A 22,554-nucleotide genomic window follows, 5' to 3' on the forward strand; every position below is an offset into this window, starting at 1 on the left:
TTTTATTTTCTACCGAACACTTTAGTGTTTAATACGCCACAAGGACTGACCCGATTTTTTATCAATAAGGTCCAAACGCTCTTCATGCATCTTAAGTTCATCATCACTGGCGCGTATCACTTTAAGCATGGGTCTGTCCGCAGACAGGCGGCGAATTTCGCCAGCGCTTTCTTCTTCTCCAGAACCTGAGTCGGAATGGCTGCTCAAACCAAGGTTGGTTTGCCCACCCGTCATTAATAGGTAAACATCCGCTAAAATTTCGGAGTCCAATAGGGCCCCGTGCAATTCACGGTGGGAGTTATCAATACCGTATCGTTTACACAGTATGTCTAGATTGTTTTTCTGGCCTGGGTGCTTCTTGCGAGCAAATACTAGGCTGTCAAATACCCCACAAACCTCAGCGGTTTTCGGGAAGCCACCAAGCTTGGCAAACTCATGATCCATAAAGCCAATATCAAATGGAGCGTTGTGAATAATGAGTTCAGCCCCTTTAATAAAATCGAAAAACTCTTGGGCTATTTCATGGAAACGGGGTTTATCCGCAAGAAATTCATTGCTAATACCGTGAACGCGAAACGCCTCTTCTTCCACTTCCCTATCTGGGTTGATGTACACATGAAAGTGACGCTTAGTCAGTTTACGGTCAATCATTTCCACACAACCGATCTCGATAATGCGATGCCCCTGTTTGGGATCGATACCTGTGGTTTCGGTATCCAGTACAACCTGTCTCATGATTTAGCCCTTAATTCATCAATCCCCTGATTGGCCAATTGGTCGGCGATTTCGTTGCCTTCAATACCAGCATGACCTTTCACCCATTTCCACGTCACTTCGTGGTTCTGGCACTGCTCATCTAGCGCTTGCCATAAATCTTTGTTTTTCACTGGTTGCTTTGAAGCCGTTTTCCAACCCTTTTTCTTCCAACCCGCCAACCATTCCGTAATGCCTTTTTGTACATAAGAAGAGTCGGTGTAAAGGGTGACTTGGCAGGGTTCTTTTAGGGCTCGTAAGCCTTCGATTGCCCCTAATAACTCCATACGGTTGTTCGTGGTTTCTAATTCTCCACCACACAGGCGTTTTTCGTGCTCACCAAAGGTCAACCAAGCCCCCCAACCACCAATGCCTGGGTTACCTTTACAAGCGCCATCTGTGTACATTACAACGTTTTTCAATGTTTCATCTCTTTTGCTGTTGGTTTCGTTAAATGTGGTACTCGAACACGAGCCCCAGACCAACGAGGTTTTATTGGGATAAAATGCCTTACTTGTTTGGTGGCTGTCAGTACATAGACGCCACTAAAAGGCAATTTCAATGGTTTTAGCAACCTGTCTAGCCACTGACAACGCTGATACCATTTTGGGTTTTGTACAGGCGGTGAATAATGCAAAAAAACTTTTTTTTCTAAGGTAAGTCCTGCGACCTTGAGCCAATCTTCCAACCGCTTATGGGCAATGAAGCGCCCACACCAAGGGGCTTTAACACGCTTAGAAAAAAGCCGTCTTACGCCCCAAAAGCTCCATGGATTAAAACCAACCACCACTAATTTGCCACTAGGCAATAGGGTTCTGGCCGCTTCACGCAGATCATCATGGGGCGTTAATGATAAGTCCAATGTATGGTGCAATACGTGTAAATCAACCCCGTCGGACTCAAAGGGCAATTCATTGGCCTTGGCAATCACCCCATGACTGGGTGTGCCAAATTCGATATCGGGGGCAACAATAATCTGCTCACGAATACGATGGTTGTGGAAAGACAAATCTTTGATGGGCGACTGCACGATAAGGTAATACCCCACCGCATTATCCAGCTCACTTTCAATTTGGGCGGTTTCTTGCTGTTTAAGCTGCGCTCCCAAATCGCTGTCGTACCATTTTTGAAAAAATTGTCTTGCTTGATCATCCAACATACAATGAGTTCTCTTTTACCATGGTTTGGTGACTTTATTATTTTTCCAAGCCAATTCTAGACCCCTTAACACACCCTTACAGGTTCAGCATGACTCTTATTCCATTAGCCGCTTTTCATGACAATTATATATGGATAATTGAGGACAAAGATAGCTCAGGTATTTGGGCGGTCGACCCTGGAGACGCCAAGGTGGTGCTCAATTTTTGCCAATCCCAGCAAAAGAATCTCGAAGGTATTTTGATTACACATCACCACAAGGATCACACGGGTGGTGTACAAAAGCTCAAGCAAACCTTTGACTGCCAAGTCATTGGCCCAAAACACCTGAGCCATTTGATCACCCGTGGTGTGGAACAGGACGACATAATCGAGATCTATGGCCGTCAATATAGGGCTCTAGAAACCCCAGCCCACACACTAGACCATATTTGTTACTTTTCAGACGCAGAAACACCTATCTTGCTCAGTGGCGACACCCTATTTAAAGGCGGTTGTGGACGCCTGATGGAAGGCACCCCAGAACAAATGCTCAATGCTATGGACAGATTAAAACAGTTGCCCGATCACACTTTAGTGTATTGCACCCACGAATACACCTTGGCGAATTATCGTTTTGCTTTGTCCCTAGATCCTGAAAATGAAACTCTAATTACAGAAAACCAAGTTTGCCAAGCCTTGCGTGAAAAACAAGCCATTACATTACCAAGCAATATCGCTCTCGAAAAAGCCAGTAACCCTTTCATGCGATCCCACCTAAATTCAATCGTTATGCGAGCAGCTAAGCAATTAAATGAGACACCCGCTACCACGTCTATTGAGGCCTTTGCTCAGGTGAGAAGAGCAAAAGATACTTTTAGTTGACCTCAGGAATGACACCTTTAAAATGTCCCGACTTAATTAAAAATGTGGATTTCATGACTAACAAGTTAATTTGGGCACTATTATTGAGCCTACTACTAAGCGGCTGTCAGGCCCTTAGTCCATCGAAGACTCAAAATGATGACTCAACATCTCTTGAAGAAGCTGAAGTCCTTGAGGTTGAAGACGAAGCATCTGGGCTTATCGACAGTGTTGAGCCAATCAGCCAAGCTGAAACAGACCTTAGCTCAGACGAAGCCGTAGAATCTGTCGATGAAGCCATCGAACCCGAAGTTGTTGTCGCCCCGAAGCCAAAGGCACCTGAAGATCTATGGGAAAGAATACGCGCCGGCTATCAACTCAACCTAGATTACGATAAGCCTAGATTATCCTCTCAATTACGCTGGTACAGCTCTCACCTGTCCTACCTAGACAGAGTGTCAAAACGTGGCGAACGTTACCTTCACTACATAGTAACGGAATTGGAAAAAGCCGGTTTACCGACCGAAATTGCCCTACTTCCTATTGTAGAAAGTGGCTTTGACCCATTTGGCTATAGCCATGGTCGTGCCTCCGGCCCTTGGCAATTCATCCCCTCTACAGGGCAAATGTATGGACTAGATCAAACTTGGTGGTACGATGGTCGTCGTGACATCATTGGTTCTACTCAAGCGGCCATTGCTTATTTAACGCGCCTTAACAAGATGTTCGATGGTAACTGGCTGCATGCATTGGCTTCTTACAACTCAGGTGAAGGCACGGTGATGCGTGCGATCCGCAAAAATAAGAAGGCCAATAAACCGACGGATTTTTGGTCTCTAGACTTACCCGCGGAAACTCGAGCTTATGTGCCTAAGCTAATTGCCTTAGCAAAAATCATCAAAGAGCCCGCTAAGTACAATTATGAAACCTACTTCATTGCTAACAAACCTTATTTTGAGGTGGTGAATATCGGTGGTCAGCTAGACCTTGCGCAAGCAGCAGAAATGGCCGACATCAGCATTGATGAGGTTTACCTTCTCAACCCAGGCTTCAACCAATGGGCAACGTCACCAGAAGGTCCGCACCGTTTGTTGATGCCAACCAGTAAAGCCAAACAGTTTCGTACCAAGCTTGCTGAAATTCCCGCTCAAGATCGCGTTACCTGGGTAAGATATACAGTCAAAGCTGGCGACAACCTGCTATTGGTTGCTAAGAACCACAACACCACAGTCAATGTTCTGCAAGACGTAAACAAAATGTCTTCTACTTTGATTCGTGTGGGTCAGGAGCTCATGATCCCGGTCGCTGGTAATAAGATTGAAAGCTACACCTTAAGCTCTCATCAGCGTCTTTTAGCCAAGCAATCTCGTGCGCCTAGCTCGAACCGCATCAAGATCAATCACATTGTGAAATCCGGCGAAAGCCTTTGGTTGATTGCCAACAAATATGACACAGACAGTAAGACTCTTGCCCGCTGGAATAGCATGGGCTTAGGTGATCCGTTAATGCCGGGTAAAAAACTTGTGGTCTGGTTAACCCCGAAAAAACAAGTCAACACCAGCCAACGCAGTGTGGTGAAGAAAGTGGTTTATACCCTAAGATCAGGTGACTCTCTTGGCAAGGTAGCCCAGAAGTTCAAGGTGTCCGTGAGCGATATTCGCAAATGGAACCCTTTGGTTGGCAGTAAAAAATACGTACAACCTGGAGACAAGGTCACGCTATTAGTGAACGTGGTGGGCGGCTAAGCCACACACCATTCTCCAAAGCACAAAAAAGGGTCGATGCTATCGACCCTTTTTTGTGGCAATTTCGCTATTATTCGTAGCGACATAGGTAAGCAGTCATTTCTGTTACCTTCACTTCAAAGCTTTGATTCGCGTCCACAATAAAGGTTTCTTGTTTGCTGAACGTCTGCCAGTCATCTTGACCGGGTAACTTAACAGTTAGAGAGCCAGAAACCACTGTCATGTACTCTTTTTGGCTGGTGCCAAACTCATACTCGCCTACCGCCATTACCCCTAGGGTAGACACACCCTCTGCATTGTTTAGGGCAATAGATTTCACTTGATCATTAAAATAGCTGTTTACTTGTAATGCTTCACTCATTCATTCGATCTCTATACAGGGGGTTAAAAAACATTTACAGGGTTAAGCCGCGCGCTCAGCTATTTGCTGCTACCGGCCATTTCTTCAATAATCCACTCTTTGAACGCTGACATAGCAGGGCTCACCGCACGGCGACGCTCGTATACTAAATAAAAAGATCGGTCGGTGATCAAGTGCTCATCAAACAGAACTTTTAAGGTGCCAGCTTCAATTTCAGGCTCCACCAATTCAGGGTCCGCTAAGGAAATACCCAAGCCTTGTGCCGCTGCCCCAGCGGTTAACGAGCCACTGGAAAACATTAAGCCTCGACGGAATAATTTTGGGTCCAGATCATGCTGTTGCAGCCAATCGTGCCACTCATCTTTTCGCTTAGTCACGTGCAATAAGGGGTAAAAGCGCATATCTTCTGGCTTTTCTATGGGTTGCTCGGACTTGATTAACTTAGGGTTACAGACAGGTGCGAGCCTTGCTGGACGTAAATAATGGGTGTCGACCCCTTGCCAGTCGTCATTACCAAAGTACACCGCCATATCAATGTCCCCAGCTTCAAAATCAATCACCCCCATAGAAGAGCTAATTTCAATTTGAATATCAGGGTAACGGCTTTGGAAACGCTCCATTCTAGGCATCAACCAGCGGGTTAAGAATGCTGGCGGCACAGATAAGCGCAAGGAACCAATTTGTTGCTTGCTCTTCAGCTCTGCGGTGGCGCTTTCCAGTTGCTCAAAAATATTGCGAATAGGGCCAAGATAAAATTCACCCGCCTCGGTTAATACAACTTTTCGCTTTGTTCGGCGAAATAGTTCGATACCAAGAAAGCTTTCCAGACCTTTAATCTGGTGACTAATCGCTGAGGGGGTCACTGAAAGTTCTTGAGCAGCTTTATTAAAGCTGCCATGGCGCGCAGCCGACTCAAAACACTTCAGAGAATTTAATGGCGGTAAACGATTAATAAGCCTATCTCCAATAGATAAGAAAGATTGATGAATAGCTTGTAACGACCCTACTTGTCAATCTTCCTTACTCATTTATCTACTAAACGCTCTTAGCGCCTAGTCTTCGTCATCAGTCAGTGGCTTTTTATCAAAGCGACGAGGGGGTAATTTAAAGGCATCAAAACCTTGTTGTTCAGTTTCATGGAAACTTGCTTTGGCCTTGCCTTTACGAGGGGCTTGCTTAGTTTTCTTCACCACAGGCTTAACATTTTTAGGGGCAAACTTAGGCTTTTTCTTTTTCTCAGGCGCTAAGCCTTTAAATTTCGGCTCTAAACCATCCACTTGTTGAAACTCGAATTTACGCTGCAAAAAGTTCTCGATGGCTTTAAAGTTTTGCCAATCTTTCGGCCCTACTAAAGAATAAGCATCCCCTTTAAAACCAGCACGGCCCGTACGACCGGTACGGTGAATAAACTCTTCCGCTTGTTTTGGCAAATCAAAGTTAAACACATGGGAAACATTGACAATATCCAAACCTCTGGAGGCCACATCGGTACAAACCAAAACTTGGTACTGACCTTTCGCGAAGCTTTCCATGGCCTTATTACGGGCACTTTGCGACAAGTCACCATTCAAAGCTTGGGTGGTTAGTCCCCACTCTTGAATGCTTTCCGCCAAGCGTACGGTATCTAGCTTAGTGGCCGTAAACACAATGGCTTGCTTGATGCTTTCAGCGGCTAAAAAGTGCTTAAGCAAAGCCTCTTTATGATCTAGGTGGTCACAAAGGTAGACATGTTGTTCAATGTCTTGGTGCTCATCGAAGCCCTGCCCAACTGCGACACGGCTAGGCTCTTTCAATAACTCATCTGCAATCTCATTGACTTCTGTGTTATCTAGGGTCGCCGAGAAAAACAGCGTTTGACGTAATCTATGATTGGCCGCCTGATTAATCGCTCGCATGGCAGGAGCAAAGCCCAAATCCAGCATACGGTCCGCTTCGTCGAGAATTAATAGCTCCAAACCTTCTAGGAAAACATTTCGCTGCTTAAGATGGTCAACCAAACGGCCTGGGGTCGCGACAATAAAGTGTGGATCTTTCTGCAGCTGTTTAAGCTGATCATTGAAGTTTTCTCCCCCTTGAATCAAGGTGGAGTTTAGTCGCGTTCCTGCCAGCAACAAACGCAGTTGGCTGTAAACCTGTTTTGCCAATTCACGAGTAGGAACAAGGATGACCACACGTGGGTCTCGTTTCGACAAGGCGCGCTTTTTAAACACCCTATGCAAAGCAGGCAGTAAGTAAGCGAGTGTTTTCCCCGAACCGGTTTTAGACGATGCCAATAAGTCCCGGCCAGACATGGCCTCAGGAATCGCTCGGGATTGAATCTCAGTTGCCTGTTCAAACCCAAGATGCCCAATGGACTTTAAAATACGATTATCAAAACCAAATTCTTCGAATAACAACGACTTACCCCTTAAATAACAAAACATACGTACGTTTGAGTACGTTCAATGGGGACATTATACCCCAGCCTTGCCTAAGAAAGCGTGTTTCCTATAGGGGTAATGGTGCTTTTATCGTCGCCTTATGAGTCAGATACAAGCAAATATTGCTTTGTGCCACTGATCAGCCCCATACCGCTGCCTTCAGCAGTATTAACTGGTACTAAATGATTAGCTAAATCATAAAAAACATTACGACCAATCAAGCCTTTCATGCCATAGCGCATATTGATATAAGGGCGCTCTTCCCCATTAAAACCCTCTAGCCAAAGATCGCAATCCGCCCCTAAAACGCACACATCACCTGTCATGGAGGTAAAGACGATCACTCTGCCTTCTTCACTCTCAGCGCTTTCCCAAGAAGTGATTAAAAAAGGCGCATCTTCTACTTGAATGCGAACTTTCTCCACCGGAGTCACTAAAAAATGCTGGTTATTTTCCTGCCACAAAATTCGGCTAAACATTTTCACCATGGCTGGGCGCTGAATTTTTTGCCCTTCATGAATCCAATCTCCGTTACTTTTGATCAACATATCCATATCGCCACAAAAGTCAGGCTGCCAAGTGTGAACTGGCGGCAAAGGGGCGTCTTGCTCCGCTGCTAGGGTATTTAAGTCAATATTTGGCATTAGCCTGGCTACTCTTCTGGAATAAATTAATTGCCCTCACTCAAACATCTATATTATTCATGTTTATTAGAGTGATCTTGAATTCGGTTCACTGATATACTTTCCTCATCAAATAAACCTAATCGAGATTGAGCCATACATCGCTCTCTCGCTGTAATGTAGAGAACAGACAATGAAATCGCAACTAGCAGATAAGTTCCAAGATCCCGGCCGCGGTGTCTATTTTATTGGTAGCACACCACCAAAATCGACCACACAAGAAGAGCAACTTATCGAAATCAGCGGTAAATTACTAGCACGACTTGAAGACTTAGAAGTAGATGGTTTGATCGTTTACGATATCCAAGATGAAAGCAGCCGTATCGATAAACCTCGCCCTTTCCCTTTCATGGAAACTCATGACCCAAGAGCTTGGTCCCAGCGATTAAACAGTGCTTCCGGTAAGCCTGTTATTACCTATAAATCTGTTTCCTCTCGTAGTTCAGAAGCCTTTACCGCTTGGCTTAATGAAGCTTGGAATGAGTATGGCATTAAAGATTTAGTGCTGGTTGGGTCACCTTCTTCCCAAGGTGATATCAAACTACCACTACCAAAAGCCTACAACACTTTGGCCGACAACGAACATGACTTTAACCTAGGCGGTGTGACCATTGCTGAGCGTCACGCGGTGAAAGGTGATGAACACTTACGCCTGTTGAAAAAATCGGCATCAGGTTGTGACTTCTTCGTTTCTCAAGCGGTTTACAATCATCAAGCCACAGCAGATTTAATCAGCCGTTACGCTCGTACTTGTCGTGATCGTGGCGAAAAACCAAAACGCATCATTCTGACCTTTACCCCTTGTGGCAGTGCGAAAACCTTAGAATTCATGGAGTGGTTGGGCATTTCCGTTCCTGACGCGACCAAGCATCGTATTCTTGATGCAGAAGCACCGCTGGCAGAATCCATTAAGATTTGCCGCAACGCCCTTGAGCAAATCATTGAAACCGCTTTGCCACTTGGCGTGCCACTGGGGTTAAACATTGAAAGTTTAACGAACCGCAAAGAAGAGATTGATGCGTCTATCCAGCTTTATAAACTGCTAAAAGCCACGCTGGACCTTAAACTTGCCGAGCAAGCTTTGATCTAAAGCATGCTCTCAAGGCGCACGAGCACAGACTCTATCTGAATAAACTGCATGGCCTTAGGGTCATGCACGCGCGCTGACCATGGCAGTTCTGCAACACTTTTCTGATATTCTTTCTCAGCCAATTTTTGATATACGCTCACCACTTGATCAAGGTTTTTATAAGGCCCTGTTCGTGCAGGATTAGAATGGGCATAAAGACCGAGTACGGGTGTCCCCACAAGAGTCGCCATGTGCGCAGGACCTGTATCGGGTGATACCACAAGGCGAGCCTGTTTCAACACACTAAGCATCTTGTCCAACGGGGTTTTGCCCACCAAATTAACGACATCAGTCGATATACCTTCCAGTATTTGTTGCGCAAATTGCTGCTCTTGTTCTGAAGGGCCGCCCGTTAGCACCGCTGTGACTCCTTTTTCACTCAAGTATCCCAACACCGCCTGATAACCCGCTACCGTCCAATTACGCTCTGCTTTAGACGCACTAGGGTTTATCACCACATAAGGGACTGAAAGCTCTTTAGGCAATGGCGGTAAGTTAAGCTCACAGGGTAAACTTGGTTCGCTCACATCCAGTACACTTGCTTGAGCCATAAAGGAATCCAATACATGTTCGCCTTGCGCCAGGGGCGCTAATTCATTGACAAACCAATGCTGTTTTTCTCGGGACTGAGCACGAGCAAAGCCAACTCGTCTGCCAGCCTTTACCATACGTGTGAGCACACTTGCCCGTAAAGACCATTGCAAGTGCAGCAAAATATCAAAATAACGTTCTCGCAAAGCACGCTTTATGGCAAACATGCCTTTAAAACCACTGCGCTTGTCATATTCGATCACTTCCACACCTGGGAGCAAACGCACCAATTTGGCTTCTAGAGGTGAGGTCAGCCAAGTTACCTGAGCATTAGGATGACGTTGCATAATGGCTTGCACCACCGCCATAGCATGGCAAACATCCCCAAGGGCGGATAAACGGACGATCATAATGCGCAATGGCTCTTCTTCTGGCATCTTTTTCTCAAAGGCTGTTTAAATTCGGGGATTATTATAGAATAGCGACATGATAAAGTGTGCAATTTTATCCTGCCTCATTTCTTAATACGATTAAGCGAGAATAATGCCCGAATCTGTTTCTCTTTCTGCCCAAACCCAGTTATTAACTTGTGACCCGAATCTACCTGTAGACGCAAATTGGTTCGATGCAAACTACTGGCAGCAGCAAAATGCCCTCAAAGGCACAGGCTTTGGTCGCGGGGCGGTATGGTTTATTCACAATAAACATGGCGATTTTGTAATACGTCATTACCGTCGCGGCGGGTTAATTGCCAAGTTTAATCGACAGTTCTTTTTATATACTGGCTTACAACATACTCGCCCATGGCAGGAGCTCCACTTACTACAAACCATGCAGGAGTTAGGCTTACCTGTGCCCAAGCCCATTGGGGGCTTGGTGGAGCGAAGCTGTGGCTTTTATCGAGCAAAACTCATCACTCAGGTGATTCCTAATGCTCAAGATTTATTTGAAGTTTTAAAGGCTGGTAAAAGCGACTCGGTTGATTGGTTCAATTTGGGTCAAGTGATTCACAAATTTCATCAAAATGGCATCTACCACTCTGATCTTAATTGTCATAACATTATGATAGATAAAGAAAATAAAATATGGGTTATCGATTTTGATAAATGCCAACAGCGTCCAATCACAGAACAATGGATGCAAGAAAACATCGCACGTTTAGAAAGATCTCTCAACAAAGAAACGGCTAAACACCCACAATTTTCAGTCAGCCAAACACAATGGCAAGCCTTTTTGGAGGGATACCGTGGCTAAATCCAGCACACTAGATAAAAAGTTACGTGACTTTATTGCCCCGCAGCACTGGCCTTCGTGGCTCTTTATGGGCGTTGCCTACCTATTTAGTTTCTTGCCTTGGACACTCATGCAGATTTTCGGCAAGTATCTTGGCCTTGGTCTTTATTACGCAGCTCCGAGACGCCGCCATATCTGTGATGTGAACTTTCAGATTTGCTTTCCTGAAATGGACAAAGCGGCCCGCAAAAAACTCACTAAAGCGCATTTTGAGAGCATGGGGAAAGGCATTTTCGAGATGTTTGCCTCATGGTTTCAAGACAACGAACGCTTTGCCTCCCGCACCACAATGGAAGGACAAGACGTCATTGACGATGTGCTCTCCAGAGGCCGAGGTTGCGTTTTAATCAGCGGTCATTTTTCCTCATTGGACCTTTGCGGAGGCCAAGTACCACGCTTTGTAGACGCTCACCCCATCTATAAGCTGCAACGAAACCCTGTGATGAATTGGGTTATGGAACGCCAACGTAAGGCGATTTTTTCCAAAACCATTGAACGCAGCAACATGCGTGAAGTGCTTAAATCCCTTAAAAAGAACAAGCCAGTTTGGTATGCGGTGGATCAGGATTATGGTCGACAGGATTCTGTTTTCGCGCCGTTTTACGGACGTGAATGCGCAACCATCGCCCACATTGGCCGTATCGCTAAAATGACCAATGCACCGGTCGTCCTTTACGATTATGGTCGCACACCCACAGGCTATCATTTAGTGTTTCGCGAAGTGCCTAACTTCCCAACCGCTGATGATGTGGAAAATGCCACCAGAATGAATCAGTTGATGGAAGAAGTGATTGCACCAAAAAAAGAGCAATATTTTTGGTCCCACCGTCGCTTTAAAACACAAGTGGAAAAAGGCGATCCTTCACCTTACTAGGCCATAGAGTTTAAACGCCTTGCTGTAAACTCTGTGTTACTTGTGCCATTAAGGCCACAGACTTCAACCTAGCTTGAGAGTCATGAATAGGCATAGAAACAATCAATTCATCCACCTGAGTTTGTGCCACAAAACGCGATAGTTTGAATGCCACTGAGGCAGGCGAGCCCACCATGGCGTATTGCAACATATGCTCTACCATGTGCTTTTCACTGGGCGACCACAGCCCATCCATAGTATCCACTGGCGGTGGAAAGGCACGATTTCGATCTCGTCGTAAATTCATAAACTGTTGTTGAGCCGAAGTAAAAAGATATTGCGCCTCTTCGTCCGTATCCGCCACAACCACCATGACGCCAGCCATGGTATGAGGTGCTGACAACTCAGCAGATGGCGAGAAGTTTCGACGATACACGGTTAGTGCTTGCAGCAATTGGTCTGGGGCAAAGTGAGAGGCAAAAGAGTACGGTAAACCAAATTGCGCCGCCACTTGCGCGCTGTATAAGCTGGAACCCAGCATCCATATCGGCACTTTGGTATTGACTCCGGGCACCGCTCGCAATGATCCTGTTTGCTCATCCCCCAACAGTCTTTGCAACTCTCGAACATCTTCTGGGTATTGTTCTACCGCCACATCCATATTACGACGCAATGCTCTTGCGGTAAGCATATCTGTACCGGGCGCTCGCCCAAGTCCAAGATCAACTCGATTTGGGTAAAGCTCGGCTAGAGTGCCAAACTGCTCAGCAATGATTAAAGGCGAATGGTTAGGCAACATAATACCACCCGAACCAATGCGTATGCTTTGGGTGGCCTGACCAATATGGGACAAGAGCACAGCCGTTGCCGAACTGGCCACAGCTGCCATACCATGATGTTCTGCTAGCCAGTATCTATGATAGCCATGTGCTTCAGCGGCCTGTGCCATTTGTCGGCTCATTTGCAAAGCCTCAGCAACAGAGGCACCTTCTGCGATGGGCGCCAAATCCAACAGTGAAATGGGTAACATGGTTAACTTCCTGCAAACGTAAAAGATACCCTGTATGTTGGGTATCTTTTACAAGAAACAAGGCGTGAATTAAGCAAGCATTAGGCAATCATACATTACCTAAACACTAACGATTTTCTAGGCGATTATAGTCCAAGATACCACTAGCTCTTGGGCGTTTCTCTGCATTCAGTTTGGCAATCGCATCACTTACGCGCCAAAAATTTGGGTGGGTTCTTCTAATACCATAACTGTCGATGAGGGCTTGATAGTCCGCCAAAGTTTGCAGTTGTTTAAATTGCTCTACCCAGGCTTGCAGCTCACTTTGCTCAACTTGCATAAGGGCATTTGGATAATCACCTAACACCCCTCTTACCATGGTGACACTGTCTTCTTCTGGTAATCGCGCGGAAGCTTCATCCAATAAACTGGACACATTAGAGTGAGCTTTATTGTGTATCACACTGATCACCTCAAGAGGCTCACCTTGCTCGGTCACCAACACAACAAAGTTATTCGGAAGATATTGTAAACCCTGCCCTTCTAGCTCCTGCAAAGAAACTAATGCAGCAACATCCGTCTGTGACAAAGGCCCAGTACTCAGCTCATGTTGATGATCCAAAACAGGCCGCAAATATTGCTGTAACTTAGCGTACAACTCCCCTTGGTGATCATCGGTTTGGTAAGCTATTTGCGTTTGCGCCTTAATATTAATGTAGTCGGCAAAGATGTAATCTTTAATTCTTTGCTTGGCATCACGATACCAATATTGACGAATGGGTTTGCGCTCTTCCTGAGGCAGCAAGAACAAGAAGTTCGCTTCACCTTCCATTCGCAGAAAGTCCATGTAGAGGCGTGTCACTAACTGATGCCCCACATTGCCATACACGTCAAACCCTGCCACCAGCAAATAATGAATGCGCTCTAACAAGGGGTAATCGATTAGCCAAGCGGTTTTAGGCGCTTGCCCTACCATCCCCTTCACTACCGATGCGTTATCAAAGTGTCTAAAAATAGTGAGCGCAGCATTATCATTCACCTGATAACCATCCCACACCAAATTGAGGTCAATTGGGAAGCCTTTAGCGGTTGCGTCCTCAACTAGCTTAGCTTTAGCGGACAAATAGGATTTTTGTTGCTCAGAGAAAGTAATCCAAGCAGCTAAACCTAGGGTATTACTGGAACTCTCAGCCGGCATATCCAAGTGTTGCACCTGATTCTCTAGAAAAGCCGCTACGCTATCGTTATAAGCCGTATCTGGGTCAACAAAGTACACCCAAAAATGCTCATTGATAACATTTACCGCCACCTGACCACGACAAACAGGGCCTTTTATAAAGGACATTATGGTGTTTTGGGCATGATCCAATAGGAACTGATAGCGAGCCCCCGCAGGGATCTGCTTAAAAGCACGGAATGGATTGGTGGACACTTCTGGGTCATAGCCAGGCCATGTTGTGACCTCATAATCTGTGCTGTAAAAATACGCTTGCCAGCGAGCAAATCGGGCTTCATCCAGCTGCATAGGTATATGGTTTTTCTGTACCTTTACCTCAGGGTCAGACCACAAACGATAATACACTCGCGAAACCTTTGGGTTATCGTAAGGGCGGCGCGTAGCAATACGATCAATCGGTGTGCCCGGAGGGGTTTTAGAACGAACCAGTTTAAAGCGGAAGTCTTCCCCGCCATCCAAGTACAAGCTATACAGATACAAGTGCTCATAGATGTAACGTGAAATGAGTTGATCTTTAAGCGAGTCGCCATTTAATCGAGACTCCCACAACTCAACGGCTTGTTGTAAATTCTCTGGCAAAGGCTGTGCTTTGGGCATCTTGCCGCCCGTTGCTAACCAACGGGTTAAGGTGTTGTACTCTTCGGTACTTAACGCTGGCAAACCATAAGGCATTCCCCACTTAGGATGATCCCTTTCATAATCGGAAAATTCTTCGGCGCTGGAGCATTGCTGGTCCCGATACAAGGACACATCGTAATCATCATCCAAAAGAGGTTCTTCAAACTTGCCTTGTTTTTGACGCAGAGCGATCGCTCGGTATAAGACACTGTTATTAAGGTTTGCGGCAGGCGACTGGGATCTTTCATTGAGGACGGGGTGAAAGCCTTTTTTGCGCCACTCCTCTGTGCTTTTACCATCCACAAACAAACGCGAAGGCGTAGAGGCCAAAAGCCTAGTACCATCGTAAACCAGATCTTTCGAGCCACCACGCTCGATACCAGCAGGCGCTGTCAGTTTGAGTTGGCAGGGAGCATCATAACAAGCATGGCAAGACACACAGCGGTTATCTAAAATGGGTTTCACTTGCTCATAGTAAAATGCATCGTCTTGGGCATCGGTTAGCGTGACGCGGTTTTCTACACTTTCGTTACCGTAGTTTTGACTTAACTGCTGGTTGGCAAACAAGGCACAACCCGACAATAACACCAACATTCCGACAATAGACAGCCACTTGCGCATAATGCAATCCCTTTCGAGGCAATCAACTGCCTATGAGTAATAATGAATTAACTATATAAAAATACCGCCCCAAAAACAAAAAACGCCCATACGGGCGTTTTTAGATAGGGCAAACTCTGAATTATCTGTCTAGATCAGTTTGGGCATCTAAATCTTCAGGGTATTCTTCCGACAGCTCGTAAGCGTCTTCTCCCATGTCTTCATTGGCAAGGATAAGCGCCTCTTCGTAAGCGCCACCAAATTCAATGCGCGTAATATCGTAAAGGTCGTACTCAAAGGTTTCATCAAACCAACGAGCATCAGAACCGATTTCTTCTAGCTCATAAGTGACGGCATCGGCTTTTAATACACGGCCGATTTCACAACTATCAGGTTCAACCTCTTCACGGTGCAAGGTCACCAAACCGTATTCTTCACTAATGTCGATTAAGAGTACCGCAAGGTCATCAAGATCCACTTCAGGGTCAATGACTTCTTCGTCACGCAGGGCCAACACTTTTTTCTGGAAATCATTAAATGGCGCAGGGTGAGCAAAATCACTGATATCTTCTAAAAATAGAATTTGGTAACCATTAATATGAACACCATCATCTACTAATTGGAGCAGGACCATTTCCTCATTGGCGTCCACAACAAAGCCATCAGTCCAGCTGTCTGGTCCGTCCAACTCTTCACGAAAAATTCGGACAACATTATTTCGAGTACGGGCTTTTTCCAATTCGATGAGCATATCGGCTCCCTAAAAGCATAAAAAGAATAACAGGCGCTAGTGTAAACCCAGCTAGCACAAGGAACAACTATTGCAGCACTTCGTGCCAGTTTTCTATCATATTAATTAAATCTTCTAGACCACATTCAGCTTGAATACCTTCCGTGGACGTTTGATAAAAGCTATCTTGTGAATCAAACATGGCTTTTATCTCTTCTTCAGCAGATTCCATATCCACTTTACGGGATACTGAAACGCCTTCTTCGCTGATCACAACATCAAAAGGACCATGTACGAAACTGGTGCCCTCTTTTTCACTTTCGGCCAAACGTGCAGCGGCCAAAACACGCTGGATATTTTCTAGATCACGCACGTATTCAGTTACCCATTCACCAATGGCGGCGAATTCATAACCCGTGTAAATGCGGTAATTATTTTCTTCTTGATCAAAGGCTATTTCATAATCCATGACCTAGATCCTCACTGATTGTCATCTTGTTTATCGGTTTGTTGCGGTTGTGATTGATCATGACGATATTCACGGTTTTGTTGTTGCTGACGCTGTGGCACCGCCGCGGCTAATTTTGCCAAGCGTTTAGCTTCTTTCAAGGCTTTCGCCTCTTCCACCAATATTTCTTCACGGGCGATCATTTCGGGGGTTTCCATCACATATGGACCAATGGCCCCAGTGCGCACATCGCTTAAAAACACTTCTGCGGCTTTGTGCATATCCACCTTACCACCGGAACGTAATGCGCCCCGTTTAGAGCCAATCACTTTAAGCACTTCGTAGGCATCTGCGTCTACAGTTTTCAGCTTGTAGCGAGTGACCAAGGCATCTAGGTAATCCGCCATAAAGAACTTTAGGCCAACTAGCGCCACATCTTCGTAATCAATGGCGGTATCGCGCACCGCACCAGTGACGGCAAGACGGTAGCTGGCATCTGGGTTTTCAATTTTTGGCCATAAAATGCCCGGTGTGTCCAACAATTGAAAACCGTTCGTCACTTTTAGCTTTTGTTGCGCTTTGGTCACCGCAGGCTCATTGCCCACTTTGGCAACACGTCGCCCTAACAAAGCATTCATCAAGCTGGATTTGCCAACATTGGGGATACCCGCGATCATGGCACGAATGGGTTTTTCCGCTGTGCCTCGATGAGGCACCATTTGCGCAACCCACTGGCTGACTTTATTGACATCAGCTTTATCTTGAGTCGAGAAAGGATGAGCCAATACGGTTTCACTGCCACGCCAATGGTCTAACCACAAGTTAAGGCGAGTTTTATCGGCTAGGTCTTTTTTATTCAGCAATCTAAGAACAGGCACCTCACCACGTAAGGTATTCAACATAGGATTTTGGCTGGAGTCTGGAATACGCGCATCCAATACTTCAATAACAATATCCACTTGCGTCATCACTTCTTCTATCTCGCGACGCGCCTTGTTCATGTGTCCTGGATACCACTGAACGCTCACCCTAACACCCCTCTTAATTAGCTATAAAATTTTGCGGTTGCGAATTCTAGCACAAGTTGCGCCCTAAGATATTGAAAATAACGGGATAAACACCGGAATAACGCGTTAAAGAATAGTTTAAAAATTACTATTTTGCCGTCAGCTTGTTATCTTGGGTTTGTGCGACAAAAGCCAGTAAATCTGGATAGAGAGCCAAAAATGGCGCTTCGCCCTGTTCAATCACAGCAGGCAACTCATCCACAAAGTCTTGCAAGTGTGCCCCATGTTTCCAGCGCCTCATGATGGAATGCAAGGCATTTTCTACCCCTTGCAGTGTCCCTAAATTCCCTAACCAATTATTTAGCAATAAAGAGTCGATCATGGATTGTAATCGTTTCGGGCATCTTGCTTGGTCAGCCGCCAACTCCTGAACAGCTCGCTCACAAAAGACCTCTAAATCAGTTGAGCTGAATCGTGACCAATACTGTATTAACCAATAATCCATCACAATATCTTGTACTATGCCAGCAAAACGCCTGCGCCCTTTTCTGGGCATTTGACGATACTGCAAGCTAGCAGGATGTTTATCCACCATCACATCAACTTGTTGGTGTAAGTTCCATCCTTCCCATAAGTCAGCGTCTAAACTTTGTACATCAACAGCAAAATCGCCTAACAAATTGCCCGCCCAAGAAGTTTGGGTAATAGAGGCAATGTGCAGATGGGCAAAATAATTCATTAAAGCGATGGCCTAGTTATTGAAGGCGTTAAAACACCGTTATTGATCATAAATGGGTGCAATGGAGAGCAATTTCAATGATGACGTGGACATGTCTCCACCTTGAATGGCTTTGCTGAATAAAAAGCCTTGCCCAATATCACAACCGTATTCTCGCAATCTCGCCAGCTGCTCGACATTGGTAATGCCCTCGGCAATGACTTTTAAATTCAGGTCGTGGCTCAAGCTAATAATGGCTCGGGTCAAAGCCGCATGATCACAATCTTCAATGAGATCATGAATAAAGACTTGGTCTATTTTCACATAATGGAACGGCAAGTCTTTTAGATAACTTAGGCTTGAATACCCCGTACCAAAATCATCAATGGCTAACTTAACCCCTAAACGACTGACTTGACGCAATAGGTTGGCACAACTCTCGGCATCTTCAATTAAGATGGATTCAGTTACTTCGATTTCCAATAAGCTTGGATCAATTTTGTAGTCATCTAAAAGCGACAATAGCTGCGCTAAAAAGTCTGGTCGACGTAACTGTTCCGCCGAGCAGTTAATGGCCACAGGAGGAACTCTTATACCCTGCTCCTGCCAAGCCAGCATATGGCGAAAGGCTTCTTCAAACACCCACTTGCCTAAGGGCAAAATGATCCCAGTTTGCTCCGCAATGGGAACAAATTCAGCGGGTGAGACTGTGCCAAGCTCATCATCCTGCCAACGCAGCAAAGCTTCCATACCAACACAAACTTCCGTTTGTAAGTCGACTTTTGGTTGGAACAAAAGTTGTAATTGATTTTCTTCAATGGCCTTTCTGAGTCGCGTCTCGATTAACACATTACGCGCTAGTCGCTTACCCATCTCGCCATCATAAAAATGATAAGTCGCACGGCCTTTTGCTTTGGCCTTACTGACCGCCATGTCGGCATTTTTAATTAGGGTTTCAGAGTTCAAACCATAGGCTGGGTATAACGCGACGCCAATGGAGCAACCTATATTTAGAGTACGATTATCAACAAAGTAGCTTTGGCTAAGTTGACGAATGGTCTCTTGCAAAATGGCCGGCAACTGAGACTCAAATTGCTTAGTAGGAATGACCAATGCGGCTAAAAACTCATCCCCTCCAAGGCGACCTAAGAGTGTGTTATCGGGTAATGTTACGCCAAGGCGCTGAGCAACCTTGATCAGCAACTTATCCCCCACTTCATGGCCAAAGGCATCATTAATGGTTTTGAAGTGATCTAAATCCAAAAGTAACACAGCCACTTTATGAGCATCTTTGCGACATTGTCGAATCATCTCATTTAAAGCCACTTGCACCTGACTGCGACTATTTAACCCCGTAAGTTTATCAACCTTAATATGCTGATTTAGAGAATTTAAAGCGCCAAGATAAATGTTGGATAAACGGCGCAAGTAATCTGCTAGCACGACAGCAAGCACCAAAAAGCCAATAAAGGGTAACAGGATTAATGCCCAGTTCATGTAATGACTGGTATGTAGTTTAAACGCACTATCGAGTCGAAAAGTACGACCTGCAAATTCAATATTCAGCTGATCAAAATTTGCATTCCGCCAAAACACATCGGACTCAGCCGAGTCCTTTAACCACAATGGCGAGCGGGCCGTATTCGTAATATCCGCTAAACGGTAATGCAAATTTGATCGTTCTTGAAAGGCCGATTGTTCCAATAAAGACGCAATTGTCAGGTGTGCTCCCGCCACTCCGTATAAAGACACTTTTCTTCGATCTTGAGACCCGCCGGTCTGGTCATAATCGTAGACGACCTGACGAATAAAGATTTCGTCATAAGGTGACTTGGGGGCAGCACCTTGTAGAACCGCTACCTGAGATGATGGCAAATATAAAAAATGCATTTTCTTATCATCATTGATATCAATAGCAAGGGTATCTAAAGCGACTTGAAAGAGATCGTAACCGTAAGATGACACTTGTGGGTAGCTATAAATCAAGGGTAAATATTCATCACGTTTACCCATCGGATGCACTTGAAAATTCGGATTGTTAGATCGTATCTTTTGCTGGGTTTCAAAATTTCTTAAGTCATTTTCAGGCACAAATCGAGCAAATAAAAGATTAAAGCCTGGACTCATTGAGCTTTTTAAATGCTTGCTAAAATCCGCAAAATCTTTGGCCGTTACGTCATTATGGTAACTTTGCATAAGCGCAGCTGCCGCCGAAACATTGGCACCATGGTTAAGTAAAACCTGCTGGATTTTTTCGGCAAACATCTGGTTATGACTCGCCTGCTGATGCAAAACACTTCGCTTTTCTTGCTCATAAAGTGTCATGGAAGCCGCCACAGCAAACAGGAAAACGACGATAAAAACGAGTACTGACGCTTTGTTATTTTTTAAATGATTAGTAAACCAAGGCATGCGTCACCGTTTAAAACTCTCTTAGGAAGGAAATTGCGTAATATAGTAGCAACAAAATCCTATCTGCGCTCGATTGTAAGGTGAAAGTATGTGTAAAAGCCGCCCCTAGAGCTATACAAAAAACAACTTAATAGTCATATTTCTGGTATCCTATGAACATTATTTATTATTAACAAGACAGGCCTTTTGTGACCCAGTTCCAGCATACTTTAAACTCCGCACTTCCTAGCAAACTTACCAGCCTTTTGGCGGACATGGGCTTTCGCTCCTTCACGCCAATTCAAGAGCAAAGCTTGCCTGCCATTATCGATGGCAAAGATATTCTTGCTCAAGCACAAACCGGTAGCGGAAAAACCATTGCGTTTGCCATTGGTCTATTGCTGAAAATCAATCCTCGCTATTTTGGGGTGCAAGCACTGGTCATGTGCCCAACCCGAGAATTGGCGGATCAGGTTTCAAAAGAAATCCGTAAAATCGCCCGTTTTCAAGACAACATCAAAGTACTGAGTTTGTGCGGTGGTATGCCATTTGGCCCACAAATTGGCTCTTTAGAGCACGGTGCTCACATAGTGGTCGGAACCCCTGGTCGACTTATGGAGCATTTACGCAAAGGCACCTTGCGTCTTAATGCGCTAAATACGCTAGTGTTAGACGAGGCGGACCGCATGCTTGATATGGGCTTTGTAGACAGCATCCGTGAAGTCGTTGAGCTCACTCCTGCCAATCGCCAAACCCTGCTGTTTTCGGCCACATACAGTGACACCATCGAATCTTTAAGCGCAGAGTTCCAAAACAAACCTGTGTCTATCAAGGTTGAAGCACAGGAAGATTTGAAACCCAACATTGAGCAATTCTTTGTACGCAGTGAAAATGCCGATAAATGCGAAACGCTATTGGCTTGCTTGCAGCATTTTGACCCGCGTCAGGTAATTGTATTTTGTAACACCAAAGCCGAATCGCAATTGGTCGCGGACTTTTTGAGTGATCACAAAGTAGCTGCTCAAGCCATTAACGGTGACTTAGAACAACGCCAACGAGATCAGGTCTTAGTACGCTTTAGTAACCAAAGTAGCTGCGTACTGGTGGCCACAGATGTTGCGGCTCGTGGTATTGATGTGAAAGAAGTGGATCTAGTCGTTAACTACGACACCACCCGTGACACAGATGTGCACACCCACCGTATTGGCCGAACAGGTCGAGCTGGTGCAGCCGGTACGGCAGTAAACCTTGTTACTTCAAAAGACGACTACAAAGTTCGAGACATTGAAGAACGCTTCGCCATAAGCGCCCAGTACATTGAGCTAGACGCCGCTGACCCACACTATCGATTGGTTCCACAAAAAACCACTATCGCTTTTGATGCAGGACGCAAAAACAAATTGCGCCCAGGTGACATTCTTGGAGCACTAACCGCAGGTTTAGGCTTAGATAAATCTCAAGTGGGCAAGATAGATATATTTGATTTCCATGCCTATGTATCCATTGACAACAGTGTGGCGAAATCTGTGGTCAAAGAGCTGGAAAACAAAAAGATTAAAGGTCGTAACATTCGCGCCCGTATTTTACGTTAATCATGCTTAAGCGAATCCTCCCTGCTCTGCTTTCAAGGCCTGCGCAAACCGCAGGCTTTGTTGTGGGGGCGATTATCATCAGCCTTGCCACCCTAACCCCTATCGAATCCCTACCCCCTGCACCGGGCTCCGACAAACTCCATCACATATTAGGTTTTGGTGGCTGGGCGCTACTTTGTGCTTTCGGCCCTTGGCGGCGTTTTGCCATCATGGCGTTTTGTATAGTACTGTGGGGCGGTATGATCGAGTTAATACAGCCCAGTGTGAATCGCTATGGTGAATGGCTAGATTTCTTTGCCAACACCTTGGGCGTCACCCTAGTCACGATTATTAGAGCGCTCATCCAAGGGAGGATCGCTCGCTCTCAAGCAAACTGACGGCTGGTATAAAAACTGCATCAATTGAAGAACACCTAATTGCCATTATTCGCTGTAA

22 protein-coding genes are annotated in these 22,554 nt (G+C 45.4%); 7 read left to right on the forward strand and 15 right to left on the reverse strand.

Annotated elements, in window-relative coordinates; all coding sequences use genetic code 11:
- Positions 1–21 precede the first annotated feature (21 nt).
- The 3 genes from dnaQ to ACUM5Y_RS00405 are packed head-to-tail and all read right to left on the reverse strand — an operon-like array spanning position 22 to position 1,912.
- Positions 22–735: a DNA polymerase III subunit epsilon gene (gene dnaQ / locus ACUM5Y_RS00395; RefSeq protein ID WP_445974869.1), complete on the reverse strand. Its 714-nt coding sequence runs from the start codon at positions 733–735 to the stop codon at positions 22–24.
- Positions 732–1,175 (reverse strand): ribonuclease HI, encoded by a 444-nt coding sequence (rnhA, locus tag ACUM5Y_RS00400; protein WP_445974870.1) that lies wholly within the window; start codon positions 1,173–1,175, stop codon positions 732–734. The genes dnaQ and rnhA overlap by 4 nt, the downstream gene beginning before the upstream one ends.
- Positions 1,172–1,912 (reverse strand): class I SAM-dependent methyltransferase, encoded by a 741-nt coding sequence (locus tag ACUM5Y_RS00405; protein WP_445974871.1) that lies wholly within the window; start codon positions 1,910–1,912, stop codon positions 1,172–1,174. The genes rnhA and ACUM5Y_RS00405 overlap by 4 nt, the downstream gene beginning before the upstream one ends.
- A gap of 89 nt (positions 1,913–2,001) precedes the next feature.
- On the opposite strand from ACUM5Y_RS00405, the gene gloB reads away from it, so the two are divergent.
- Both gloB and ACUM5Y_RS00415 read left to right on the forward strand, forming a co-directional pair.
- Positions 2,002–2,775 carry a hydroxyacylglutathione hydrolase gene (gloB, locus tag ACUM5Y_RS00410; protein ID WP_445974872.1) on the forward strand — a complete coding sequence of 258 codons (774 nt, stop codon included), beginning with the start codon at positions 2,002–2,004 and terminating at the stop codon, positions 2,773–2,775.
- 53 nt (positions 2,776–2,828) lie between these two features.
- Positions 2,829–4,499, forward strand: coding sequence for a lytic transglycosylase (locus ACUM5Y_RS00415; protein WP_445974873.1), 1,671 nt, complete (start codon positions 2,829–2,831; stop codon positions 4,497–4,499).
- A gap of 70 nt (positions 4,500–4,569) precedes the next feature.
- Here the strand turns inward: ACUM5Y_RS00415 and ppnP are convergent, their stop codons facing one another.
- The 4 genes from ppnP to ACUM5Y_RS00435 form a co-directional block, all read right to left on the reverse strand.
- Complete coding sequence (ppnP, locus tag ACUM5Y_RS00420; RefSeq protein ID WP_445974874.1) at positions 4,570–4,860, reverse strand: pyrimidine/purine nucleoside phosphorylase; 291 nt, start codon at positions 4,858–4,860, stop codon at positions 4,570–4,572.
- A 59-nt stretch (positions 4,861–4,919) separates the two neighbouring features.
- Positions 4,920–5,849 (reverse strand): transcriptional regulator GcvA, encoded by a 930-nt coding sequence (gene gcvA, locus ACUM5Y_RS00425; protein ID WP_445975660.1) that lies wholly within the window; start codon positions 5,847–5,849, stop codon positions 4,920–4,922.
- Between the two features lie 63 nt (positions 5,850–5,912).
- A complete protein-coding gene (locus ACUM5Y_RS00430; RefSeq protein ID WP_445974875.1) occupies positions 5,913–7,256 on the reverse strand; it encodes a DEAD/DEAH box helicase in 1,344 nt (447 codons plus the stop codon).
- Positions 7,257–7,378: 122 nt separating this feature from the next.
- Positions 7,379–7,924, reverse strand: a complete 546-nt coding sequence (locus ACUM5Y_RS00435; protein WP_445974876.1) for a DUF1285 domain-containing protein — start codon at positions 7,922–7,924, stop codon at positions 7,379–7,381.
- Between the two features lie 172 nt (positions 7,925–8,096).
- On the opposite strand from ACUM5Y_RS00435, the gene ACUM5Y_RS00440 reads away from it, so the two are divergent.
- Positions 8,097–9,053 carry a methylenetetrahydrofolate reductase gene (locus ACUM5Y_RS00440; RefSeq protein ID WP_445974877.1) on the forward strand — a complete coding sequence of 319 codons (957 nt, stop codon included), beginning with the start codon at positions 8,097–8,099 and terminating at the stop codon, positions 9,051–9,053.
- Here the strand turns inward: ACUM5Y_RS00440 and ACUM5Y_RS00445 are convergent.
- Positions 9,050–10,060, reverse strand: coding sequence for a glycosyltransferase family 9 protein (locus ACUM5Y_RS00445; protein ID WP_445974878.1), 1,011 nt, complete (start codon positions 10,058–10,060; stop codon positions 9,050–9,052). The genes ACUM5Y_RS00440 and ACUM5Y_RS00445 overlap by 4 nt on opposite strands.
- A 106-nt stretch (positions 10,061–10,166) precedes the next feature.
- Here ACUM5Y_RS00445 and ACUM5Y_RS00450 point away from each other — a divergent pair, with 106 nt between their 5' ends.
- Positions 10,167–10,877 carry a 3-deoxy-D-manno-octulosonic acid kinase gene (locus ACUM5Y_RS00450; protein WP_445974879.1) on the forward strand — a complete coding sequence of 237 codons (711 nt, stop codon included), beginning with the start codon at positions 10,167–10,169 and terminating at the stop codon, positions 10,875–10,877.
- Entirely contained in the window at positions 10,870–11,790 is a 921-nt protein-coding gene (locus ACUM5Y_RS00455) for a lysophospholipid acyltransferase family protein (RefSeq protein WP_445974880.1), read from the forward strand. The genes ACUM5Y_RS00450 and ACUM5Y_RS00455 overlap by 8 nt, the downstream gene beginning before the upstream one ends.
- Positions 11,791–11,800: 10 nt before the next feature.
- On the opposite strand, the gene ACUM5Y_RS00460 is transcribed toward ACUM5Y_RS00455, so the two are convergent.
- The 7 genes from ACUM5Y_RS00460 to ACUM5Y_RS00490 all read right to left on the reverse strand — a co-directional run bounded on the left by ACUM5Y_RS00460 (position 11,801) and on the right by ACUM5Y_RS00490 (position 20,548).
- Positions 11,801–12,799: an LLM class flavin-dependent oxidoreductase gene (locus ACUM5Y_RS00460; protein ID WP_445974881.1), complete on the reverse strand. Its 999-nt coding sequence runs from the start codon at positions 12,797–12,799 to the stop codon at positions 11,801–11,803.
- A gap of 106 nt (positions 12,800–12,905) precedes the next feature.
- A complete protein-coding gene (locus ACUM5Y_RS00465; RefSeq protein WP_445974882.1) occupies positions 12,906–15,254 on the reverse strand; it encodes a fatty acid cis/trans isomerase in 2,349 nt (782 codons plus the stop codon).
- A 121-nt stretch (positions 15,255–15,375) separates the two neighbouring features.
- The gene (locus ACUM5Y_RS00470) at positions 15,376–15,984 is read right to left on the reverse strand and encodes a hypothetical protein (RefSeq protein WP_445974883.1); all 609 of its coding nucleotides are present in this window, start codon (positions 15,982–15,984) and stop codon (positions 15,376–15,378) included.
- Positions 15,985–16,051: 67 nt separating this feature from the next.
- Positions 16,052–16,432, reverse strand: coding sequence for a YacL family protein (locus ACUM5Y_RS00475; RefSeq protein ID WP_445974884.1), 381 nt, complete (start codon positions 16,430–16,432; stop codon positions 16,052–16,054).
- A gap of 11 nt (positions 16,433–16,443) precedes the next feature.
- Entirely contained in the window at positions 16,444–17,439 is a 996-nt protein-coding gene (gene ylqF, locus ACUM5Y_RS00480) for a ribosome biogenesis GTPase YlqF (protein ID WP_445974885.1), read from the reverse strand.
- A 127-nt stretch (positions 17,440–17,566) separates the two neighbouring features.
- Positions 17,567–18,157: an acyl carrier protein phosphodiesterase gene (locus tag ACUM5Y_RS00485; RefSeq protein ID WP_445974886.1), complete on the reverse strand. Its 591-nt coding sequence runs from the start codon at positions 18,155–18,157 to the stop codon at positions 17,567–17,569.
- 39 nt (positions 18,158–18,196) lie between these two features.
- Positions 18,197–20,548 carry a bifunctional diguanylate cyclase/phosphodiesterase gene (locus ACUM5Y_RS00490; RefSeq protein WP_445974887.1) on the reverse strand — a complete coding sequence of 784 codons (2,352 nt, stop codon included), beginning with the start codon at positions 20,546–20,548 and terminating at the stop codon, positions 18,197–18,199.
- A gap of 188 nt (positions 20,549–20,736) precedes the next feature.
- On the opposite strand from ACUM5Y_RS00490, the gene dbpA reads away from it, so the two are divergent.
- Together dbpA and ACUM5Y_RS00500 are read left to right on the forward strand one after the other, a co-directional pair.
- Positions 20,737–22,119, forward strand: coding sequence for an ATP-dependent RNA helicase DbpA (gene dbpA / locus ACUM5Y_RS00495; RefSeq protein ID WP_445974888.1), 1,383 nt, complete (start codon positions 20,737–20,739; stop codon positions 22,117–22,119).
- A gap of 2 nt (positions 22,120–22,121) precedes the next feature.
- Entirely contained in the window at positions 22,122–22,496 is a 375-nt protein-coding gene (locus ACUM5Y_RS00500; RefSeq protein ID WP_445974889.1) for a VanZ family protein, read from the forward strand.
- Positions 22,497–22,554: the final 58 nt, after the last annotated feature.

Source organism: Marinomonas dokdonensis (assembly GCF_052747885.1).